This window comes from Staphylococcus sp. GDY8P131P, from assembly GCF_017891975.1.
Lineage (GTDB): Bacteria > Bacillota > Bacilli > Staphylococcales > Staphylococcaceae > Staphylococcus > Staphylococcus nepalensis.
The window spans coordinates 1-18,689 of record NZ_JAESKF010000010.1 but is presented as its reverse complement, the minus strand read 5'-3'; the positions used below and the strand labels follow the sequence as shown (position 1 = coordinate 18,689).

General features: G+C 29.1%; 19 protein-coding genes. 7 read left to right on the top strand and 12 right to left on the bottom strand.

Annotated features, from left to right (window positions below; genetic code table 11):
* Window positions 1-68: 68 nt before the first annotated feature.
* Together KA894_RS09495 and KA894_RS09490 are read right to left on the bottom strand one after the other, a co-directional pair.
* Window positions 69-503: a GNAT family N-acetyltransferase gene (locus tag KA894_RS09495; protein WP_096810629.1), complete on the bottom strand. Its 435-nt coding sequence runs from the start codon at window positions 501-503 to the stop codon at window positions 69-71.
* Between the two features lie 318 nt (window positions 504-821).
* Window positions 822-1,208, bottom strand: coding sequence for a VOC family protein (locus KA894_RS09490; RefSeq protein WP_096810630.1), 387 nt, complete (start codon window positions 1,206-1,208; stop codon window positions 822-824).
* A 234-nt stretch (window positions 1,209-1,442) separates the two neighbouring features.
* Here KA894_RS09490 and KA894_RS09485 point away from each other — a divergent pair, with 234 nt between their 5' ends.
* Window positions 1,443-1,643: a helix-turn-helix domain-containing protein gene (locus tag KA894_RS09485; RefSeq protein ID WP_096810631.1), complete on the top strand. Its 201-nt coding sequence runs from the start codon at window positions 1,443-1,445 to the stop codon at window positions 1,641-1,643.
* 252 nt (window positions 1,644-1,895) lie between these two features.
* Here KA894_RS09485 and KA894_RS09480 read toward each other — a convergent pair whose 3' ends face one another.
* On the bottom strand, window positions 1,896-2,078 hold the full coding sequence (locus KA894_RS09480) for a hypothetical protein (protein WP_096810632.1): 183 nt from the start codon (window positions 2,076-2,078) through the stop codon (window positions 1,896-1,898).
* Between the two features lie 132 nt (window positions 2,079-2,210).
* The gene (locus KA894_RS09475) at window positions 2,211-3,026 is read right to left on the bottom strand and encodes an alpha/beta hydrolase (RefSeq protein ID WP_107644577.1); all 816 of its coding nucleotides are present in this window, start codon (window positions 3,024-3,026) and stop codon (window positions 2,211-2,213) included.
* A 337-nt stretch (window positions 3,027-3,363) separates the two neighbouring features.
* On the opposite strand from KA894_RS09475, the gene KA894_RS09470 reads away from it, so the two are divergent.
* From KA894_RS09470 to KA894_RS09460, 3 genes are all read left to right on the top strand, one after another.
* A complete protein-coding gene (locus KA894_RS09470) occupies window positions 3,364-3,636 on the top strand; it encodes a hypothetical protein (RefSeq protein ID WP_096810635.1) in 273 nt (90 codons plus the stop codon).
* Window positions 3,637-3,813: 177 nt separating this feature from the next.
* Window positions 3,814-4,005: a hypothetical protein gene (locus KA894_RS09465; RefSeq protein WP_096810636.1), complete on the top strand. Its 192-nt coding sequence runs from the start codon at window positions 3,814-3,816 to the stop codon at window positions 4,003-4,005.
* 251 nt (window positions 4,006-4,256) lie between these two features.
* The gene (locus KA894_RS09460) at window positions 4,257-5,687 is read left to right on the top strand and encodes a YfcC family protein (protein ID WP_245337207.1); all 1,431 of its coding nucleotides are present in this window, start codon (window positions 4,257-4,259) and stop codon (window positions 5,685-5,687) included.
* Window positions 5,688-6,078: 391 nt separating this feature from the next.
* Here KA894_RS09460 and KA894_RS09455 read toward each other — a convergent pair whose 3' ends face one another.
* From KA894_RS09455 to KA894_RS09430, 6 genes are all read right to left on the bottom strand, one after another.
* Window positions 6,079-6,837 (bottom strand): GolD/DthD family dehydrogenase, encoded by a 759-nt coding sequence (locus tag KA894_RS09455; protein ID WP_115342343.1) that lies wholly within the window; start codon window positions 6,835-6,837, stop codon window positions 6,079-6,081.
* Between the two features lie 1,322 nt (window positions 6,838-8,159).
* Window positions 8,160-8,630, bottom strand: a complete 471-nt coding sequence (locus KA894_RS09450; protein ID WP_096810638.1) for a GNAT family N-acetyltransferase — start codon at window positions 8,628-8,630, stop codon at window positions 8,160-8,162.
* Between the two features lie 231 nt (window positions 8,631-8,861).
* Window positions 8,862-10,886: a heavy metal translocating P-type ATPase gene (locus KA894_RS09445; RefSeq protein WP_369967585.1), complete on the bottom strand. Its 2,025-nt coding sequence runs from the start codon at window positions 10,884-10,886 to the stop codon at window positions 8,862-8,864.
* Window positions 10,887-11,236: 350 nt separating this feature from the next.
* Window positions 11,237-12,034 carry a glycerophosphodiester phosphodiesterase family protein gene (locus KA894_RS09440; protein ID WP_119488197.1) on the bottom strand — a complete coding sequence of 266 codons (798 nt, stop codon included), beginning with the start codon at window positions 12,032-12,034 and terminating at the stop codon, window positions 11,237-11,239.
* 289 nt (window positions 12,035-12,323) lie between these two features.
* Window positions 12,324-12,737: a hypothetical protein gene (locus KA894_RS09435; RefSeq protein WP_119488196.1), complete on the bottom strand. Its 414-nt coding sequence runs from the start codon at window positions 12,735-12,737 to the stop codon at window positions 12,324-12,326.
* A 474-nt stretch (window positions 12,738-13,211) separates the two neighbouring features.
* Complete coding sequence (locus KA894_RS09430; RefSeq protein WP_096810642.1) at window positions 13,212-13,892, bottom strand: alpha/beta hydrolase family protein; 681 nt, start codon at window positions 13,890-13,892, stop codon at window positions 13,212-13,214.
* 554 nt (window positions 13,893-14,446) lie between these two features.
* Between KA894_RS09430 and KA894_RS09425 the strand changes: the two genes are divergently transcribed.
* A complete protein-coding gene (locus KA894_RS09425; protein ID WP_199194476.1) occupies window positions 14,447-15,040 on the top strand; it encodes an NUDIX hydrolase N-terminal domain-containing protein in 594 nt (197 codons plus the stop codon).
* 290 nt (window positions 15,041-15,330) lie between these two features.
* Window positions 15,331-15,768 (top strand): LysE family translocator, encoded by a 438-nt coding sequence (locus KA894_RS14720; RefSeq protein WP_315969031.1) that lies wholly within the window; start codon window positions 15,331-15,333, stop codon window positions 15,766-15,768.
* Window positions 15,769-16,004: 236 nt separating this feature from the next.
* Here KA894_RS14720 and KA894_RS09415 read toward each other — a convergent pair whose 3' ends face one another.
* A complete protein-coding gene (locus KA894_RS09415; RefSeq protein WP_119488195.1) occupies window positions 16,005-16,604 on the bottom strand; it encodes a short chain dehydrogenase in 600 nt (199 codons plus the stop codon).
* A 529-nt stretch (window positions 16,605-17,133) separates the two neighbouring features.
* Window positions 17,134-17,340, bottom strand: a complete 207-nt coding sequence (locus tag KA894_RS09410) for a hypothetical protein (protein ID WP_096810646.1) — start codon at window positions 17,338-17,340, stop codon at window positions 17,134-17,136.
* Between the two features lie 581 nt (window positions 17,341-17,921).
* Here KA894_RS09410 and KA894_RS09405 point away from each other — a divergent pair.
* Entirely contained in the window at window positions 17,922-18,284 is a 363-nt protein-coding gene (locus KA894_RS09405; protein ID WP_115342347.1) for a hypothetical protein, read from the top strand.
* The last annotated feature ends 405 nt before the right edge of the window (window positions 18,285-18,689 follow it).

Here is an 18,689-nt window from a genome sequence, read left to right as displayed (position 1 = left end):
TAATACTGGATAGCAAAAGATTATTTTAGAAAAAAGCATTTTTGCCCTCGCTTATACCATTGTTATTTCTAAATGTACATCATAAACTCAATATGCGGGATACCATCTTCCATATATGTTTTTGAATTTGCTTGAAACCCAAAGGATTCATAAAATGTTTTCAAATGAGCTTGTCCTGATATTTTTAAAAATTTATGGTGGTATTGTTTTTTTATAATGTCAATCGTACATTGTACAATTTCGCGACCATAACCTTTTTTTCTATAATTTTGAGTTACTAGCACCCTACCAAAACTAATACCATTTTCAGAAGTGACAATGCGGGTATATGCTATAATATTGTTTTCATCATATAATATAACATGTTGAGCATTTCTATCTTTATCGTCTATTTCTTGATAAATACATTTTTGCTCTACAACAAAAATTTTCACTCTTTCTTTTAATATTTCTAATAATTCAATATTCGATAGTTCCTCAGTATACTTTACTTCTAACCTCACCTTACTCATTCCTTTGATTTAATATGTAAAAAGAGACCCAAAATATACTTAATATCTTGGGCATGGATATCATATTGACAGTAGATGACTGGGATATAAATTTTATTGAGTTAGCGGCATTTGTGTATGAGCCTTAACTCTTGTATTCCTTCTTTCTAGTTTGCAAAATTTATAAATAACCCAATGCATATATAGTACGCTTTACCTAGCCTCTTTTTCTAGTCATGTTTACCGCGTCAGATACCGAAATCATAAAAAATATAATCTCTTTCTCATTCTCTTATCTTACGTTTAGTAAAGTTGTAATTCACATTTAAGTTATTGCTCGATTAATTGAATTAAATTGCCACATGTATCTTCAATGACTGCCAGTTTAATCCCTTCAACTTCTTTTGGCTTTGTTTTAAATTTAACATTTAAATTGGATAATGATTGATAAGACTGATCTAAATTGGAAACGCCAAACATAGTCACTGGGATACCCGAATTAAACAAATCATTTTGATATGTTTTAGCTATCGGATTATCATTGGGTTCTAAGACAATTTCAACTGGATTGTCAGAATTATTTTCTTTTACTGTTAACCATCTAAACCCTCCACCTATATCCATATCATGCACAAGTTCAAATCCTAACTTCTCTGTATAAAATCGTTTCGCTTTTTCTTGATTATCTACAAAAATACTCATTGCAATAATTTTCAATTCGTTTTTCCTCCATTTATGTTTTAGTTTCTTCTAATATCTATACCCTCATATTATACTTTTCATTATAAATAATTAAATAACAGTTAGTGTTTTATTCAAAACACTAATATTGTCCAAAACTTTAATTATTATATATTAAAAATTAGTAATAACTTAATTTGAAGATATAGATTATCTGTACTAAAATATTAATTGTAAGTTATTTATAGAAATTTTAGGAGGGATTTGGGTTTGAAAACTTTAACTGAGCTTCGTGAAAAAAAACAGTTAAGTTTGTCTAAATTAGCAATTAATTTAAACAAAAACTATGAGAAAGACTACAGAATTTGCCAAATTTGGGATTGGGAACATGATTACAGAGTACCTTCAGAAAAAGATACGAAAATTTTAGCCGACTATTTCCAAGTACCTAAAAAAACCTTTAATTCATAATTATATGAATTNNNNAATTCATATAATTATGAATTAGATAAACTGAAATAGAAACGTATTTTTAAAATTAAAGAGAACGGGACAAAATCTATTTTTTTAAATCAGACACTGTAGTTCTGTATTATCAATAGTAACTGAAATCGAAAATTTTTAACGTAATCTAATTTTCAATTTACACAGCTATTGCTAACATTATATAAAAATAACCTGGGCCATTGAATTATGGTTCAGGTTATTTTTAAATGATGGTTGTTATTTTTTAAAAACAATTGTTATAAAATAGTCTACGCCTTCAACGGTGTTTGTAACGGAAGGAGTAACTGATACAAGTTCCCAATGTTGCTTGTCATTAATTTCTTGCAAAAATACATTCACACGATCATCAAACGCTTCAAAACTCTCTTCATATTGCATATGCAATGTTTTAATCATCATACAAATTCCTCCTTCCGTTAATGTGACCTAATTAATCTTTTTTATTGTAAAACCTTAAAAAGCTCAAAACAAATATTTTTTAATTGAATATGACTTAATAAACAATATTATTGTAAATATACCTTAAAAATTTTAATACCTCTGTATTTCTCTATTTAACCAGTCTACAATTTCCCTAAAAATGCTCTCATTATAACTAGATTCATTAAAAATCTCGTGCTGCAAATCATCATATATGTGTATCGATTTATGTTCAGATCCGATTTCATCAAATAATTGAATTGAATCTTTATAACTCACTAAACCGTCTTCTTTACCATGTAAAATCAGTATAGGATCAACAAATTGTTGTGCGTTATTTTTTAAGTGTTCTACGCCTTCTATCAATGTGATTAATAACCCATTTGATATCTGTTTCGCATTTAAGTCATCTAAGGCATATTTTTTAACGATTGTCTCATCTGAACAAAGACCATCACTTAGAACATTCTCAATATAACTATGCATATCAGCACTTTTATCTATTTTGCCAAATGTTTCTTTATTATATCTTGTTAAAGCGCCAGAAGTTACGATACCATCAACTTTACCCGGATACTGTGTTCCAAATAAAGTGACTGTATAGCCTCCCATACTATGTCCAATCAAATATAACTCACCGTCAAATTGAGACTTAACTTTATTAATAATTGCTGTTAAATCATCAACTATTTCATTAGCAGTGCTATAAAAGGTTTGTTGCCCTTCTGAACGACCATGACCCCTTTGGTCATATCGAATGACATTAAAGCCATTATGATTTAAATAATTCGTCAACTCATCATAACGATCCAAATGCTCTGCCACCCCATGAACAATAATGATATTCCCCTTGGCACTGTTAACCTCATTTACTTTTGTATAAAGATTCGTACCATCTTTTGATGTTATATATTTTATATAGTTCAAATCTTTCACCTCATTTTTTATTGTTGATCTATTTTATTTACACAAATAACCATAACAAACAATTGATAAACATTTATTAAGGATGAAATCATGATTATAAAGACCCACCGTATATTTATATAAATAAACGTTTTATAAACACACATTTTGAGTTAATAACTTTCTCTTAAGTATATTAAACGTAATTTTTACATAAAGACAAATATATAGATGCTTTAACTTTGGACCATCTATAAACTAATAACGTAATGGATTTTATAATTTTCACTTTTCCTTCAACCTTTTATCAACTTTTAAATCTCAGTTAATGATATGCTTATATTGGAGCGTGATATTGATGGCAAAGTATATTTTGTCCTATAATTTAAATTCCATTTCGTATGGTTATGAAAAATTACCTGCAAAATTAAATAGTGTCGGTAAATCATTGTATATTTATAGAGGGCTTTGGCTCTTAAAAAGTGATTTAGATCAAGCCACTATTTACGAAAGTATTAAAAGTTCATTCAATTCAAATGATGATTTTTTAATATTTGAAATTGAGCAAAGCCCTTTAGGGACTTTAAGTGAACAAAAATATGATGAAATATTAAATTTACTTAATGATTAAACACATTCTATAATTTGAGTGTGTTTTTTATATATTATTTAAGTTAATTTTCAAAATGTGTTATACTCTTTAATACTTAAAAGATTTATGTATAGTACAATTATATAAATGGTCGGTTTTTCATTTTTATTTTCAATTTCATAATTTAAAACAATGACCATTGTTAAGGGGATATTTATGAAAATTATTAATTTGGAGATTAGCAACTATAATATAACTTATACTGTCGAAACTAAAAAAGGTAATGTTTTTACACATGCGCTACCTAAAGATGTCACTACGCATAACGTTCAGCGTTATTTAAATTTATTATGTAATAACGTAGATAAATCAAAATATAGTGCCAAAATACCAAGAGATTTTAACTGAATTTTTATTAGCCATACCAAATAACTATTATATTCCACACGCGTTCTAGCAAATGTTGATTCTATTTCATTCGCTAGAATTTTTATATACCTGCCTTTTCTTAAAATACTCAAATCAATTATACTTACGCGTATTATAAAATTATTACTAGAATACATCTTGTTCTGTAAATTTTCTGAAATCTTTCTTTCTACTTCTTATAAAATTATGATATATTAACATTATTTATATTATTTAAAAGGGGTGGAAATTTGAAATTTTCAAATAACAAAGGAAAAGAAACAAACAAAAACAGAAAAAAGCTTGGTATGCCGCATATTTACGTTATTTTATTTATATTTGGCGTATTAGCAACAATATCAACCTATCTTATTCCATCAGGCGAATTTGATCGAATTAAAGGACCTGAGGGTAGAGAAATGGTAGATGCTGATTCATTTCATTATATAACAGCTGCGCCAGTTAATATCGTGGATTTTATTTCAATTATTCCCAGAGGTTTGATTGAAGCTAGGGAAATTGTATTCTTTACATTAATTATTGGTGGTATGTTTATGGTATTAAGACGTACCGGTATTATTGAAATTGGTGTTGATAAACTGGCACGTCGATTTTTGAACCACAGTATTTTTATTATTCCAGTACTTACTACTGTATTTGCAATTATCGCTACTTTGATTGGAACGGCTGAGCTTTCACTCGTATACATACCAGTTATCATTCCTTTAATCATCGCGTTAGGTTATGACTCAATTACTGCTACTGCTATCGCATTATGTGGGACCGTTGTCGGTTTTACAGTAGGAGTATTAAATCCAATTAATACTGGACTAGCTCAAAAATTATCAGGTATTCCTGTTTTCTCAGGCATTGGACTACGTCTAATTATATTTATAATTGTACTGTTCGTTACGATTTTATTTATTATGCGTTATGCTAAAAAGGTAAAACAAACGCCCGATATGAGTTTAGTTTACCAAGAAGATACAGAAAAAAGAGAAACTTATAAAGACATTACTAAACAAAAACCATTAGTTGCTTCCAAACGTCAAAAAGTGGGCATCGCTGTCGTATTAGCCTTTTTTGTTATACTTGTGTATGGAGTGACAACGCAAGGTTGGTTTATGGTTGAAATGTCCGGATTATTTATCATTATGGGTATCGTCGTTGGTTTAATTACGGGGTTAAATACACGTGATATTTGCGAAGCATTCAATGATGGTTTCAAAGACGTTTTAATGGGCGCAATCATCGTTGGACTAGCGCGTTCGATCGCAGTGGTGCTTGAAGATGGCAAAATCATGGATAGTATTGTTCATGGATTAGGATCAGTTATTGATGGTGCAACGCCAACTGTTGCAGTAATCGGTATGTACATCGTTCAAGTGTTAATTAACTTCATCATATCTTCAGGAAGCGGACAAGCACTAGTCACTATGCCTATTATGGCTCCATTAGCAGATATGTTAGGTGTTACTAGACAAACAGCAGTCTTAGCTTTCCAACTGGGTGATGGTTTCACTCATGTATTCTACCCGACAAGTGGTTATTTCATGGCTGCATTAGCAATTGGCGGTGTTTCATACACTAAATGGATTAGATTCTTTTTCCCTCTTTTTATTATATGGGGGCTTATATCAATCATTTCACTAATCGTAGCACAGTTAATTGGCTGGTCATAAAAGTTAAATCCAAATATATCAAAAAAGCTATAAAAAACCTATCATGATAGGTTTTTTATAGCTTTTTTATCGTTATATAGAGCAACATTTTTTATAAGCAATTAGAGATTCATCTCGATTTTTGCATCGTAGTTTGATATAAATGTATTTTCATCTTAATTATTAAATGTTTGAGGACCTATTCAAAATGATAGTATTGATATACTTTCTTTATAGTAGTCACATAAAAAAGAAAATTTTAAAAGAAGACGTTTTATAGCTGAAAATTAGAAAACCATTATAAAGCCCATTAGATTTTTGTTTTCGCCCAACTTTTTATATAGCTTTTATTTAACGGATTTTGAACTAATATCGTTAGATAGTAACATATTCTTTACTTAAAAACAGCTCGTTATTTAATCGTGTTTCCGCCATCAATAACAATTGTTTCACCAGTAATAAAATCCGTTGCATCACTAGCTAAAAATAAAGCAATTGCAGCGACTTCTTCTGGCTCTCCAAAGCGTCCTAAAGGAATACCCGCTAAAGCATCTTCCCTTGCTTTACCTACCCATGCTTTATCTGATAGTTCAGTAGCAACTATCGTTGGAGCGATAGCATTTACATTTATATCGTATTTAGCCCATTCAAATGCTAAACTTTTTGTCATGTTTGTAATACCTGCTTTAGTGACACCGTAAGCAGTATGTCGATCTAACGCAATAATTGCATTTTGACTTGCCATATTTATAATTTTCCCGCCGTCTCCTTGTTTTATAAAAACATTTCCGACTTTTTGAGCCATTTTAAATGAAGCTGTTAAATTCAAATCTATTTGTTTTTGCCAAATATCATCTGGCATGTTTTCAGCATAATCTAACAATGCTACACCTGCAGAATTGACTAAAATATCTATTCTTTTAAATCTCTTAATAATTTGCGATATAGCACTATCAATATCTACTTCTTTTGTAATATCGCATTGTATACCTAAGATGTTATCGCTATTCAGTTTTTGGACATCTTTTTTGATATCTAAAACTGCTACTACTGCTCCTTTTTCTATGTAAAAATCAGTAATGGCTTTACCTATACCACTATTTCCACCAGTCACAACAGCGACTTTACCTGGGATATTAAAATTTTTATCAAACCCTTTAAATTTTTTCATATTTCTATTACCCCTTTCTTATCTAAATTATACGATTGTTATATAGCGCTTTCAAAATCATTGTATAATTTATTGTTTCAAGTTCAAAATAATATAACTGAAGTATATTGCATAATTTTAATATAATTAATGTATTACAATAATTATAGAATATAAATATTGAGTATTTTTTATGAAAAAGCTTTTTGCCTTCTTAGCCAATTTTCTTAGTATTAACAGTTTGCCGTAATGATGTAGAGGAAGAAAGTAACTCAGATAATAATTCAAATAAAAAGTACAGGCTCGAAAAGATAATTTAAAAGAAAGTAAAACGAATAAAAACCAAAATGATGAAAATAACGTTGTAGAGGAAGAAAGTAATATAACAGCGCCTTATCATCAGCTGAACTCTAGACTAAAAATGCCAGCGACGTAGGTTATTATGATGGGGACGATGCTGAAGAAGTTTATAATGAAACAAAACCACGAAAAGCAGATATTGAATCTAGTAAAAATAATCAATATAAAGGTAAGTTGATCTTACTTGTATTAAATATGGCTACTTGAAATTTAATATTTAGCAACAAAATATTACTTCTATCCTATATTTTAACAGATAATAATACAACTGAATTTGAGGCGCACTACTACTTTTTCAATTAACCAATATACTTTTCAAAAAAGACAGTCGTTTGATTGACTGTCTTTTTCATTAATTATTTATTCATGTTTATAATAAACCCTTTTTGCGTTTACGAAAATCTAGCTGTAAATAATCATACATTATTTTAAATAGCTTAATATATATATTAACCAAATTACAATTTTAAAAATAATGAAGATATATATAATGGTAATAATTAGAGATACTAAAAATTGTAAGATTATATTACTAACTTTAAATAGCATAATCGCTAAAAAGGCGAGAGTTATTATGATTGCAACACTCATTTTTCCACCTCTCAGAGCGATCAACTCTGATTTTCCAATAAAATATATCGATCAAAACCCACTCTATTTAATAGTTATCAAGTACATTTATAACTCTATACTATTCACTATTACAATTATTATAACACGAAACATACGTTCCGTTTCATTTATTAAATATATTATAATAATAAATTATTTCAAAATTACTTTTTATTGATAAAATTACTTCAACAAAAATAATTTGAGGTTTGATATCACTGAGTCCATCTATATAAGGTACCTTAAGTTATGTAATGATAAACAACGTAAAAATTTAATCTCTTAATACTCTCTGTTTATGATAACAGTGATGAAGCAAACAAATATGCTGGCAGTTATTCATATCATCTGTCTTACTTAGAATTTATCATCTATCCTTCATCCAATACCTTTTCCATTCGATAATTTGTAACTTGAAATCCCATTTTATTATATAAAGATACTGCTCTTTGGTTATGGCCAAACACATGTAGCCCAATACTTTGTACTTTTCTCTCTTTACAGTAATTTTCTATACCCAGCATCGCCGCTTCGCCTAGCCCCTCTCCTCTAAATTTTTCATCGATATGTATATCATAAATAAAACTTTTATTATTATCTCCAGAAAAATGCAACCAACAATACCCAATATTTTCATTTGAATTAAAAATGGAAAATAAATATTCGCCATCTGTTGCTAATCCATTTGGTAGTAGATTTTCAAAAGCCTTACGAGCTCTAGCAATTGCGCCTTCTTTTTTCCAATTACCACTTTTAATATGTTCGTTAGCATACTCATATATACTGTTTTCATAAAAGTTATCATAATCCAATTGAGTCATACGCTCTAAACTTATTGTCATTTAATAATTCCCCCTTTAAATTAGGAACAGTTTAGCACAAATTATTTTACAAATACTAATAAAAAAATGAGCGAGACAGAAATCTTTTGCTTAAAAACTTCATTGTCTCGCTCCCACAAATATGCATAGAGATAAATGGGTTTTGGCGATTATTTTCTGTTGTTCTACTTTAAAACGTGTTAATGGACTCAACGGGTTTAACATCTCATTTAATAATCAATAATTTATAAATCACTTTAATTTTAATGTGATAGCATTTATAGCCACAATAATGGTACTTAGTGACATCAATACTGCTCCGACAGCAGGTGACAATATTAGTCCAATAGATGCTAATACACCAGCTGCAAGCGGCACGGCAACAATATTATAACCTGCTCCCCACCATAAATTTTGAACCATTTTTCTCATGGTGTTTTTAGAAAGTGATAAGAAGTGAATAATATCTGAAGGTGAACTTTTAACAAGAATAACGTCACCTGATTCAACAGCTACATCTGTACCTGCACCTATTGCCATACCGATGTCTGCTCTAATTAAACTAGGTGCATCGTTGATACCGTCTCCAACCATCATTATCTTATTCCCTTTATTTTGATAATCTTGAATTATTTTTTCTTTGTCTTCAGGTAATAACTGCGCATGTACATCTTTTATACCTAGCTCATTTGCTACTGTCTTCGCTACTTCACTGTTATCCCCTGTCAACATCACAGGCGTTATATTTCTTGATAACAAATCTGAAACCATTTGTTTAGAACTTTCTTTAATTTTATCTCCTTGAGCTATAATGCCTATCACTTTATCATTATGAATTAAATAACTCACTGAGTTACCTTGTTGAGCAAGTTTTTGAAATTGGTTTTCATCATATTTAAAATTATTTTTCTCCAAGTAGCTAACATTAGTTATTTGATATTTCTGATTTTCTATAGTTCCTTCTAGACCCACGCCTGGTATATTATTAACCGCTTCAGGATTAATAATATCTATATTTTTACTTTTAGCAAACTCTGTAATACCTATAGCAAGTGGATGATTTGAATTGCTTTCTAATGATGCAAATAAAGATAATACTTGATTATCACTCTTTTGTTCTAAATAACTCTCATAGTGATTAACTGAAAAGTTACCTTCTGTTAATGTACCTGTTTTATCCATCAGAATATAGTCAATATATTGCGCTAATTCTACTGATTCTCTATTTTTAATTATTAATCCATTATGTGCAGCTATGGACGTTGAACGTGCTGTCACCAATGGTATAGCTAATCCTAAAGCATGCGGACATGCAATCACTAATACGGTTACTAATCTTTCTAGTGAAAAATCAATATTATTATATATTAGCATCCATATGATAAAAGATACTACCCCAATACTTACCGCAAAATAGAATAAATAACCCGCTACTTTATCCGATAATAACTCCGCATCGGATTTATCATTTTGGGCTTGATTTACAAGTTCCATCACTTGAGATAAGTAGCCATTTTGTCCCGTTGCAGTTACTTGAACTTGTATAGTTCCTGAACCATTAATAGAACCGCCTATAACCTCATCATTTTGAGCCTTAGTAACTTTTTTAGATTCCCCTGTTACTAATGATTCATCTATAGACGTACTACCTCGAACAATCGTGCCGTCTGCTGGTATACTCTCTCCAGCTTTCACTTCTACAATATCATTCATTGCTATTTCTGATAGTTGTACTTCTTCTTTATGATCAGAATCTATGATTTTAACTGCTGTGTTAGGTAATAATTCAGCCATTTTTTTCAGTGCATTGCCTGCATTGCCAACAGCATTCATTTCTATCCAATGACCTAATAACATAATTAAAATTAATGTAGCTAATTCCCAAAAGAAATCCATGGTATGGGCAGATGCATTGCTAAAATGATTCATATAAAATGCATACAAACTGTAAATATAAGCGACTGAAATACCTAATGCGACAAGCGTCATCATACCAGGTTTTTTAGAAACAAGTTCATCTTTCGCTCCTATTAAAAAAGGCTTACCTCCATAAAAGAATAAAAATGTGGCGAGAACTAATACAATCCAATCAGATCCATTAAATGAAAATTGAAATGGTAATTTTATTCCCATCATTGGTGATAAAATAATTATCGGTATTGCGAAGAACAGTGACACAAAAAATTTACGTTTAAAATTGCCATGGTGATGCGAATGAGCGTCATGGTTATGCGCTTCATGGTTTTCGTGGCTGTGTGTGTGAGATGCTTCGTGCATCTCATGATTATGAACGTTATGTGAGCCGTGATTTTTTAGGTTTGTCATTTTACAACCTCCTTGTCTTGTTTATATTGTTCTCTTAACATAAACAAGCATAACATATACCCCGTCTAGGTATAATAATTTTGCTTTGTTTTTATATAAGTAAAAAACGGAACTGAAATCAAATTAATGACTTGTCTTGATTTCAGTCCCGTTTTATGAAAGATAACTATTTGTTTAACATAATTAATATTAATTTGCTTAAAAATTTATTTTCACTATGGTTTCGCTATAAGGTAGCTTACTCTGTTGGTATAACACGACATATTTTGGAGGAACTTAAAAACATATCGTACTGTGTATTTCTATGGATTATTATTAAAACCACCGTCTACTCCCATTTTTTTCATTTTAAGTGCCTCATTTTTGTTGTTCAAAGTAAAAACATGTACCTTCAATCCATTGTTATGAGCGCGTTTAACAATATTTTTTGTAACAGCTTTTTGATTAACCCCAATACCATAAGCAAAATTTGCTAACCGTTCTAATTCTGCATTAGTTAAATTTGAAATGTCTTTATCATCTATAAGCTTTATTAATGGAATATCCTCGTTTAAATTATGTATATTTTGTAAACTCATTTCTGAAAATGATTGTATAATTACCTTTCCTTTTTTTAAATTTTTATCACTTAATAAATGTTCACTCTCTAAATCTTTCATTAAAATTTCATCCATAAATGGATATATATCAGGATGTTTCGTTTCAATATAAAAATTAGTTTTATCCTTATACTCTTTTAGTATTTCAGATAATTCAGGTACTAACTCATGTTTAAATTTCGAATCAAAATGTGAACCAGCATCTAACGCTTTGATTTCTGATAGTGATAAATCATTTACCAAACCATTGCCATTCGTAGTCCTATTTACTTCTTTATCATGCATAGCAATTAATTTATTATCTTTTGTCATTTGTAAATCTAGTTCAATGTAATCCGCTTTTTGTGTAATAGCTTTATCATAAGCAGTAAACGTGTGCTCAGGAGCCGATCCACTTGCGCCTCTATGTGCAATGTTTAAATATTTTTTACTTAAAACATTACCAGAACAAGCAGATAATAATATGATACTTAATAAACTAACAAATATTAACTTTTTCAATTTTATACCTACCTAGATTTATTATATACACAATCTATTTTAGCACATTTGATTAAGTTAAATATTTTAGTTTTTTAATACAGTAATTTTTTTACTTAGATTCATGTTAAGCATTAAAAAGATAGAAAGCGAAGATTACTAAGCAACAAGTATGTGAAGTTTACATTCATATTTATACTATAAGGATCCCTCTTGAATTTAGCTAATTTAAAAAGACAACTCCTGAAATCTATATGTTTTTGTTTTAATCCTATCGATTTTATGGTTAACAGTTATTTTTGTTGAAATCTTATTGCATATAAAAACGCTTCTGAAAGGCTACAAGAGATTCTATAACAAAATTACAATCTTTATCCTTAAAATGTAAGGCTGCTTCGTGCTTTATAGGTAATCTGATTTTTAGTAAATTAACGTTTTCTTTAAAATACGGTTCTATTCCACCAACTTTTTTAATATCGTAATTTAAACAATCTGGTATTGTTAAAATGTCACTTCCTATAATATATGCACAAAACAATTGGTAAAATGCATCTTCATCGATAGAATCTAAATAAAGTAACTCTTTTCTCTTATCTCTCGGGTGCTTAAATAAGTTATAAAAGAACTTAGAAATAATATTTCTATCTTTGTAATGTTTTAATGATTTTGAACTTTCATTTGACAATAGTTTTAAATATTCATTTATGTTTTGATTTAAATCCAAATATACCACCTCTTTAAAACACTTTCTTATACATACCCTATATTTAATGTTCTAATATATTAGTTTATGTAAGTCACTCTGTCTTTAATATGAGTTACATCACGTACGATATATCATTCGTTTTTTGCGATAAAATTTGTATTCTAAACATATATTTAATTCTGTTATTATAATATTTAATGCTGAGACATAAATGCCTCAGCATCATATAGCCAGATGATCTTGACAATGTTTAAATGATTACTATTCAGTAACCGAAAGCTGTTACCTTACATATCAACGTACAAATAATTTATATATATCATTAAAATGACGATTGGTTAACGCATCGCACATATTAAAATTCAGTCATGAAAAGCTAATTATAATATAATACTTCATAATGAAATGATTAATATAACAAATTAGATGTAAATACAAAAATTAATTCAATAATCTTTTCATAGTGATTAAAAATATATTGTTATGACCTCTTTAGTCCTGGTTCAGCCAACCCAATATATACTGAAAACAATAGTTTTTGGGATCAATACATGCTTTATGACTTAAAAATGGAAAAGAAAATAAATATATAGTACTTTGCTTGTATTTGTTTACAAAGTTTAAAGTCGTATCTATTAATACCGATTGATCATTTAACCCATGCACAATTAAAATTTTTGAATTGTAGCCATCTTTATGAATAGGAGAAGCTTTTTCTAAGTTAGCGTCATTTGTATTTCCAAAATATTCAACGACTGCATTATCTCCAAGCCCTTTTGATTTTGTAAATAACACATCTGTAACTGGCGCTAAAGCAATCACTCTATCTACACTGTTTTCGTTTAACAAGGCCAATTGCCCACCTACTGAATGACCTAATAAGATAATCTCATCTTTTGATTTATAATAATCCGTCTCTTTAAACGTTTTGATTGCTTGTTTAATATCTTCAAAGGGTATCGGCCATCTATGCTCGCCTCTACAATATTCAATATTAACCACATTAAACCCTTCATTTAAAAACGTTTCAACTAAAGGTTCCATTAGCTTTTTGCTAAATTTTTGTCTCCAATACCCTCCATGAATAAGTAATATCCATTGCCCATTACTATTTTCTTTTTGATATACTTCAAAAAAATTTTCTTCATGATCCGAATACATTATTTTTTCCATTTAAAAACCACCCCTATGTTCTAAATACAATACACAACATGTCTTTATTTAATTTTTTCATACCAAAACGCCTTGTAGTTTTTAATATCCATTTACCTATAACCAAATCACTGAACTTGTAAACAATTGATATAAGTGCTTTTTTAATTAAAACTTGTAGAATAATTACTATTATTTAAAAACCGCCTTATATGATTTTAATTATAAAAACTAAGCATTAATTTTTCATTTTTTAGTATCTACTTTAAAGGAAGCATATTCATTTATATCTTAAATTTTTAAATATCAGTCATGTGTTTTTTTAATGTCTAATGCAATTTGAATTTGGTTTTCTCTTTCTGTAACGGCTGAATCTATATCGCCTTCATTCACTAAATTAATTACTTTAATAGCATATCTGAGGATACTATAGCATGACCACGCATAGCTCTGTTGAAGTAGCACATAAAAAAACGCGAGATGCAAATTTACTTACCTCTGATTTTAAGTTCATGTCATTAGAAATGCTTGAGATTTTTTAGTAAAGTTGGAAGAAATATATTGGAGTGATTAATGTGGGCGAAAAAGAATTTTTCCAAAGATTATTAGCTATTTCTAACGAAGGTTTAAATTATTCTAAAGATCCATATGACATTGAGCGATACAATAACCTATTTGATATAACGCAAAAATTTATAAATACGCATTTAACACAAAAACCTATAAATTTTCACAAAGAGCAAGGTTATCCAACACCCAAAATCGACGTGAGAGCGTTGATCCTAGACCATAACGATCATATTTTATTAGTGGAAGACTCTAAAACTAAATTATGGGCACTACCAGGCGGATTTGCAGAAATAGGCATATCACCAGTTGAAAATATAATTAAAGAGGTTAAAGAAGAAACAGGATTAAATACTACTGTCAAAAATCTCATCGCTGTTTACGATACAAATAAATCGAATCCAGAGAACGCCTTAGCGCAATATTACAAACTAATATATTACTGTAAAAAATTAAGTGGCAATTTAACGACTAGTATTGAAACTAGTTCAGTAGCTTTCTTTGACTTAAAAAGGCTACCGGTGCTATCAACTAAAAGAAATACTGAACAACAAATCATTGATTGTTTTAATAACAAAAATGGAAAAACCATTATTGAATAATATGAACTTCCTCTACTAATTCGTGGTATTTTTGTTTATTTCTTTTATCCTATAATTAGTAGAGAAAACATCATTAATCTTTTAATATTCAAACAAGGGGTTATATATAGAAAATTGGATTAATTTTATAGTGATGTCTTTATTGATTCTCATCGCACCAGGCCAAAGCTTTTTGCTGTTATAAAAAACAGCATACACGTTGGAATCAAAAGTGGCATTTTCACAACTTTAAGGATAGCAAACGCCTATTTAATTTACGCAATTTTAGCCACTTTAGGCCTTATTTTTATATTAGTAAGTTCCCATACTGTTTTTTAGCAATCAAAGTATTAGGTGCTCTATATATTGTTTATTTAAGTCTTAACAATATAATTAATGCGCATAAATTCAACTATCAAAGGATTGATTCTGTAAATACGAAAAAAATAAATTTGTTTAACGCTTATAAAGAAGGATTTACTACTATGATTTTAAATCCAAAGGCTATTTTATTTTATATTAGTATCTTATCCCAATTTATAAACCATCAGAACAATGAAAGTGTACAAGGCGCAATACTTTCAGGATTGTTTATTGTAACTGTAATAACGTGGTTTAGTTTGTGTACTTTTATATTTAATTATGTAAAAGCAATTTTTCAAAAACCTAAATTTAAAATGGTTTTTGACTACATTATTAGTATTACCTTAATTGCGCTATCAGTTAAAATTTTGACCACAAAACAATGATATATTTGTAACGTAAATTTTTAATCCATTAAACTGAGATATAAACTAGTGTCTCAGTTTTTTGATCTTACTTCGAGATATTAATCAATATCTTTCATTCTGAACCATCACTAAATCTTATCAAATTCACAATTATTTTCTATGTTATGATTCATTTTAAATTATAGAATATCATATTAAAACAACCACCCTAGTGAGTGGTTGTGACAGTAAATTTTAAATTATATACAATAAAGTTAATAAATTTCATAACTTTGTCCCGTTTGAATGCCTTCGACGCTTTTTATATATTCTAATGCAACTCTTTTTAATGGCACTGGTTTAAAACCGGGAAAATACGCCTTCAATTGATCTGGAGACTCTTCAAAAACATTTGGACTAACTGTATTAATACGAATTCCTCTCGGTGCTTCTGCAGCTGCTGATTTAGCAAAGGTCTTTACACCACCATTTGCTAAAGCAGATGATGCGCCTTCAAAAATAGGGCAATCCATAATGACACCTGTTGTTAATGTAAAACTGCCACCATCATTAATATACTCCATCCCTAATAAAACCAAATTAACTTGTCCTTTCAACTTACTATCGATGCTTATATCATTTAATTCTGGTGTCATTTCATTTAATGGGCCAAAATGTGCAGCTCCTGTGGCACTTATAACAGCATCAACCTTGCCTACTTCTTTATACATTTGCTTAATGCTTTCAGTATCAGTAATATCTACTTCAACGTCCGCGTTATGTCTAGATGCACCAATGACTTTATGCTTTTTTTCTAACTCCTTTTTTAGAACAGAACCTAATAAACCTGTATATCCTATTAATAATATTTTCAAACCCACCACCCCTTTACTTAAAGTTAACAACCGGAAAAGAAAAAGTAAATTTATTTATTTCAGAATATTGAAATAATTTAAAAACTCAAAAATTTATGCAATTTGTAACCAAAAGATATATAGTCAATAAAATAAATAACCACTCCGAAGAGTGGTTGCACAAAATTTGTTTGGGTAAATGTCTGAAGTTTACCTGTATATAGATTATCATATCATTTGTATTTACTGTATAAGGGTATTCCCTAATATTAATATATCTTTGAGCCACTACCAATTGATATGTGGGACGCCTATGAGTTTAGCGCATTAAAGCTTTCTAATGGGATGGTAAAGATTAAAAAGGCTTTATAAACATTCAAATAATATTATTTAAAAAAAGCACTGTATTGCACATAAATAACGAGTTACATATTTAAGTAATTAAGGCTTATTACATTATGTGATTTATATTATCGAAGATGCTTTATAATTCGAAGATTTCATTTATTTAAAAACAATAATCAACACGTAATATTTCTAATCGTTTTAACTACTTAGTTATAATTTGCAAACAGCTCGGATGTATGAAATAAGTTATTTCTCCAATATTTATTTTTATACTACGTTGTTCGAAAATAGTATTTTTATTTTCAATCAACCATTCTATTGGTGAGTCATAAATATCATTTATAACTACGTCTTTCATATTTGTAAGATCAGTCCAAGTGCCAATTAAATTTGCATAAATATGAGTCATATCAACACTCCTTTTCTTCATACCTTATTATTAATTTCTAGAAATATAGTAAATTTTAACATATCGTATATTTCCTCTCCACTATGCGTGTATATTGGACGGTTAAAACAGTTTTCATCCATTACACAAAAATATACAAATTTCTTATAATAATAAGATGTTTGCACACATTTATTTTTAATATAGTGCAATTAAATTATAACAATAGTTTTTTAGGAGGAGCTAAATGAAGAAAGCCTTTTTTTATTAATATCAAGTTTCTTAATTTTATCCGCATGTAGTAATAGTGAAGATAGTAAATCGAGTGATAATAAAGAAACTGAATCATCATCTAAAGACACGAAAAAAATTATACTAAAGACGACGATACACAATCTGATATTGATAAAAATACTAGCGAAAATAAGACAGGTGCTAGCAATACTCAAGCAGCTGATACTGTAAACAAGCAAGATGAAACTTCTGAAGAACGTCCACACATACAAAATAAAGATAACATACAAGAAAAGAATCCTAATACAAATGCTGAAGACCAAACACAACAAGGCAATAGACCCTTCGGCGTTATCCCGCCAAAAGGTATGACAAGCGAAGAATATCAACTTCTAGAAAATAATATACCTAAAGCCAACAATGTCTCAAATGAAGAATATGAACAGCTATTAAATGAACAAGTACAAAAGATAGCAAATGAAAATAACCATTCAATAGAAACACCAATGGGCACATTTACGCCAAATAATCAAAATGAAAATCCAGGGCAAAATCAAAAAATAGATTTAAATTCAATGCCTGCCGGAGATTTTTCAACTGAAGGTATGTCTGAAGAAGCACAAAATGAAATAGATAAGCTTACAAGACAAAAAGATTTTGAAGGTTTATCACAAGAAAAACATAACGATAGCGTATCAGAAATTATGAATGATGAAATAAATAAAAATTAAACACCTTCAACTGTATCTTTTTTCGATAAAATGATCATGCTAAAATTTTATTTTTATTGTATCGAAGCAAATATAAACGTTTAATTAAATATCAAAATAGATATTTAAACAAATACAAAAGAGGTGTTTTATGAGATTTAAAAAGAGCTTGAAATATTCACTTGTCTTTTTTTAATTATTACTTTTTTAACAATTATTTTCAGACCAGCTGAAACAGAAATCAGCGAAATAATTCACGCGCCCTTTCTCAAAATGTTTATTTTAATTAGTAACAAATTTATAAAAACATTAACTATCAGTTTACCTGCAACAATCGTAATATTTTTTGTATATTATTTTTATATTTTAAAATCACAATAATGTTACCCTTTTGTTTTATTTATTGGCTCTTTGTCAAAGAGGACT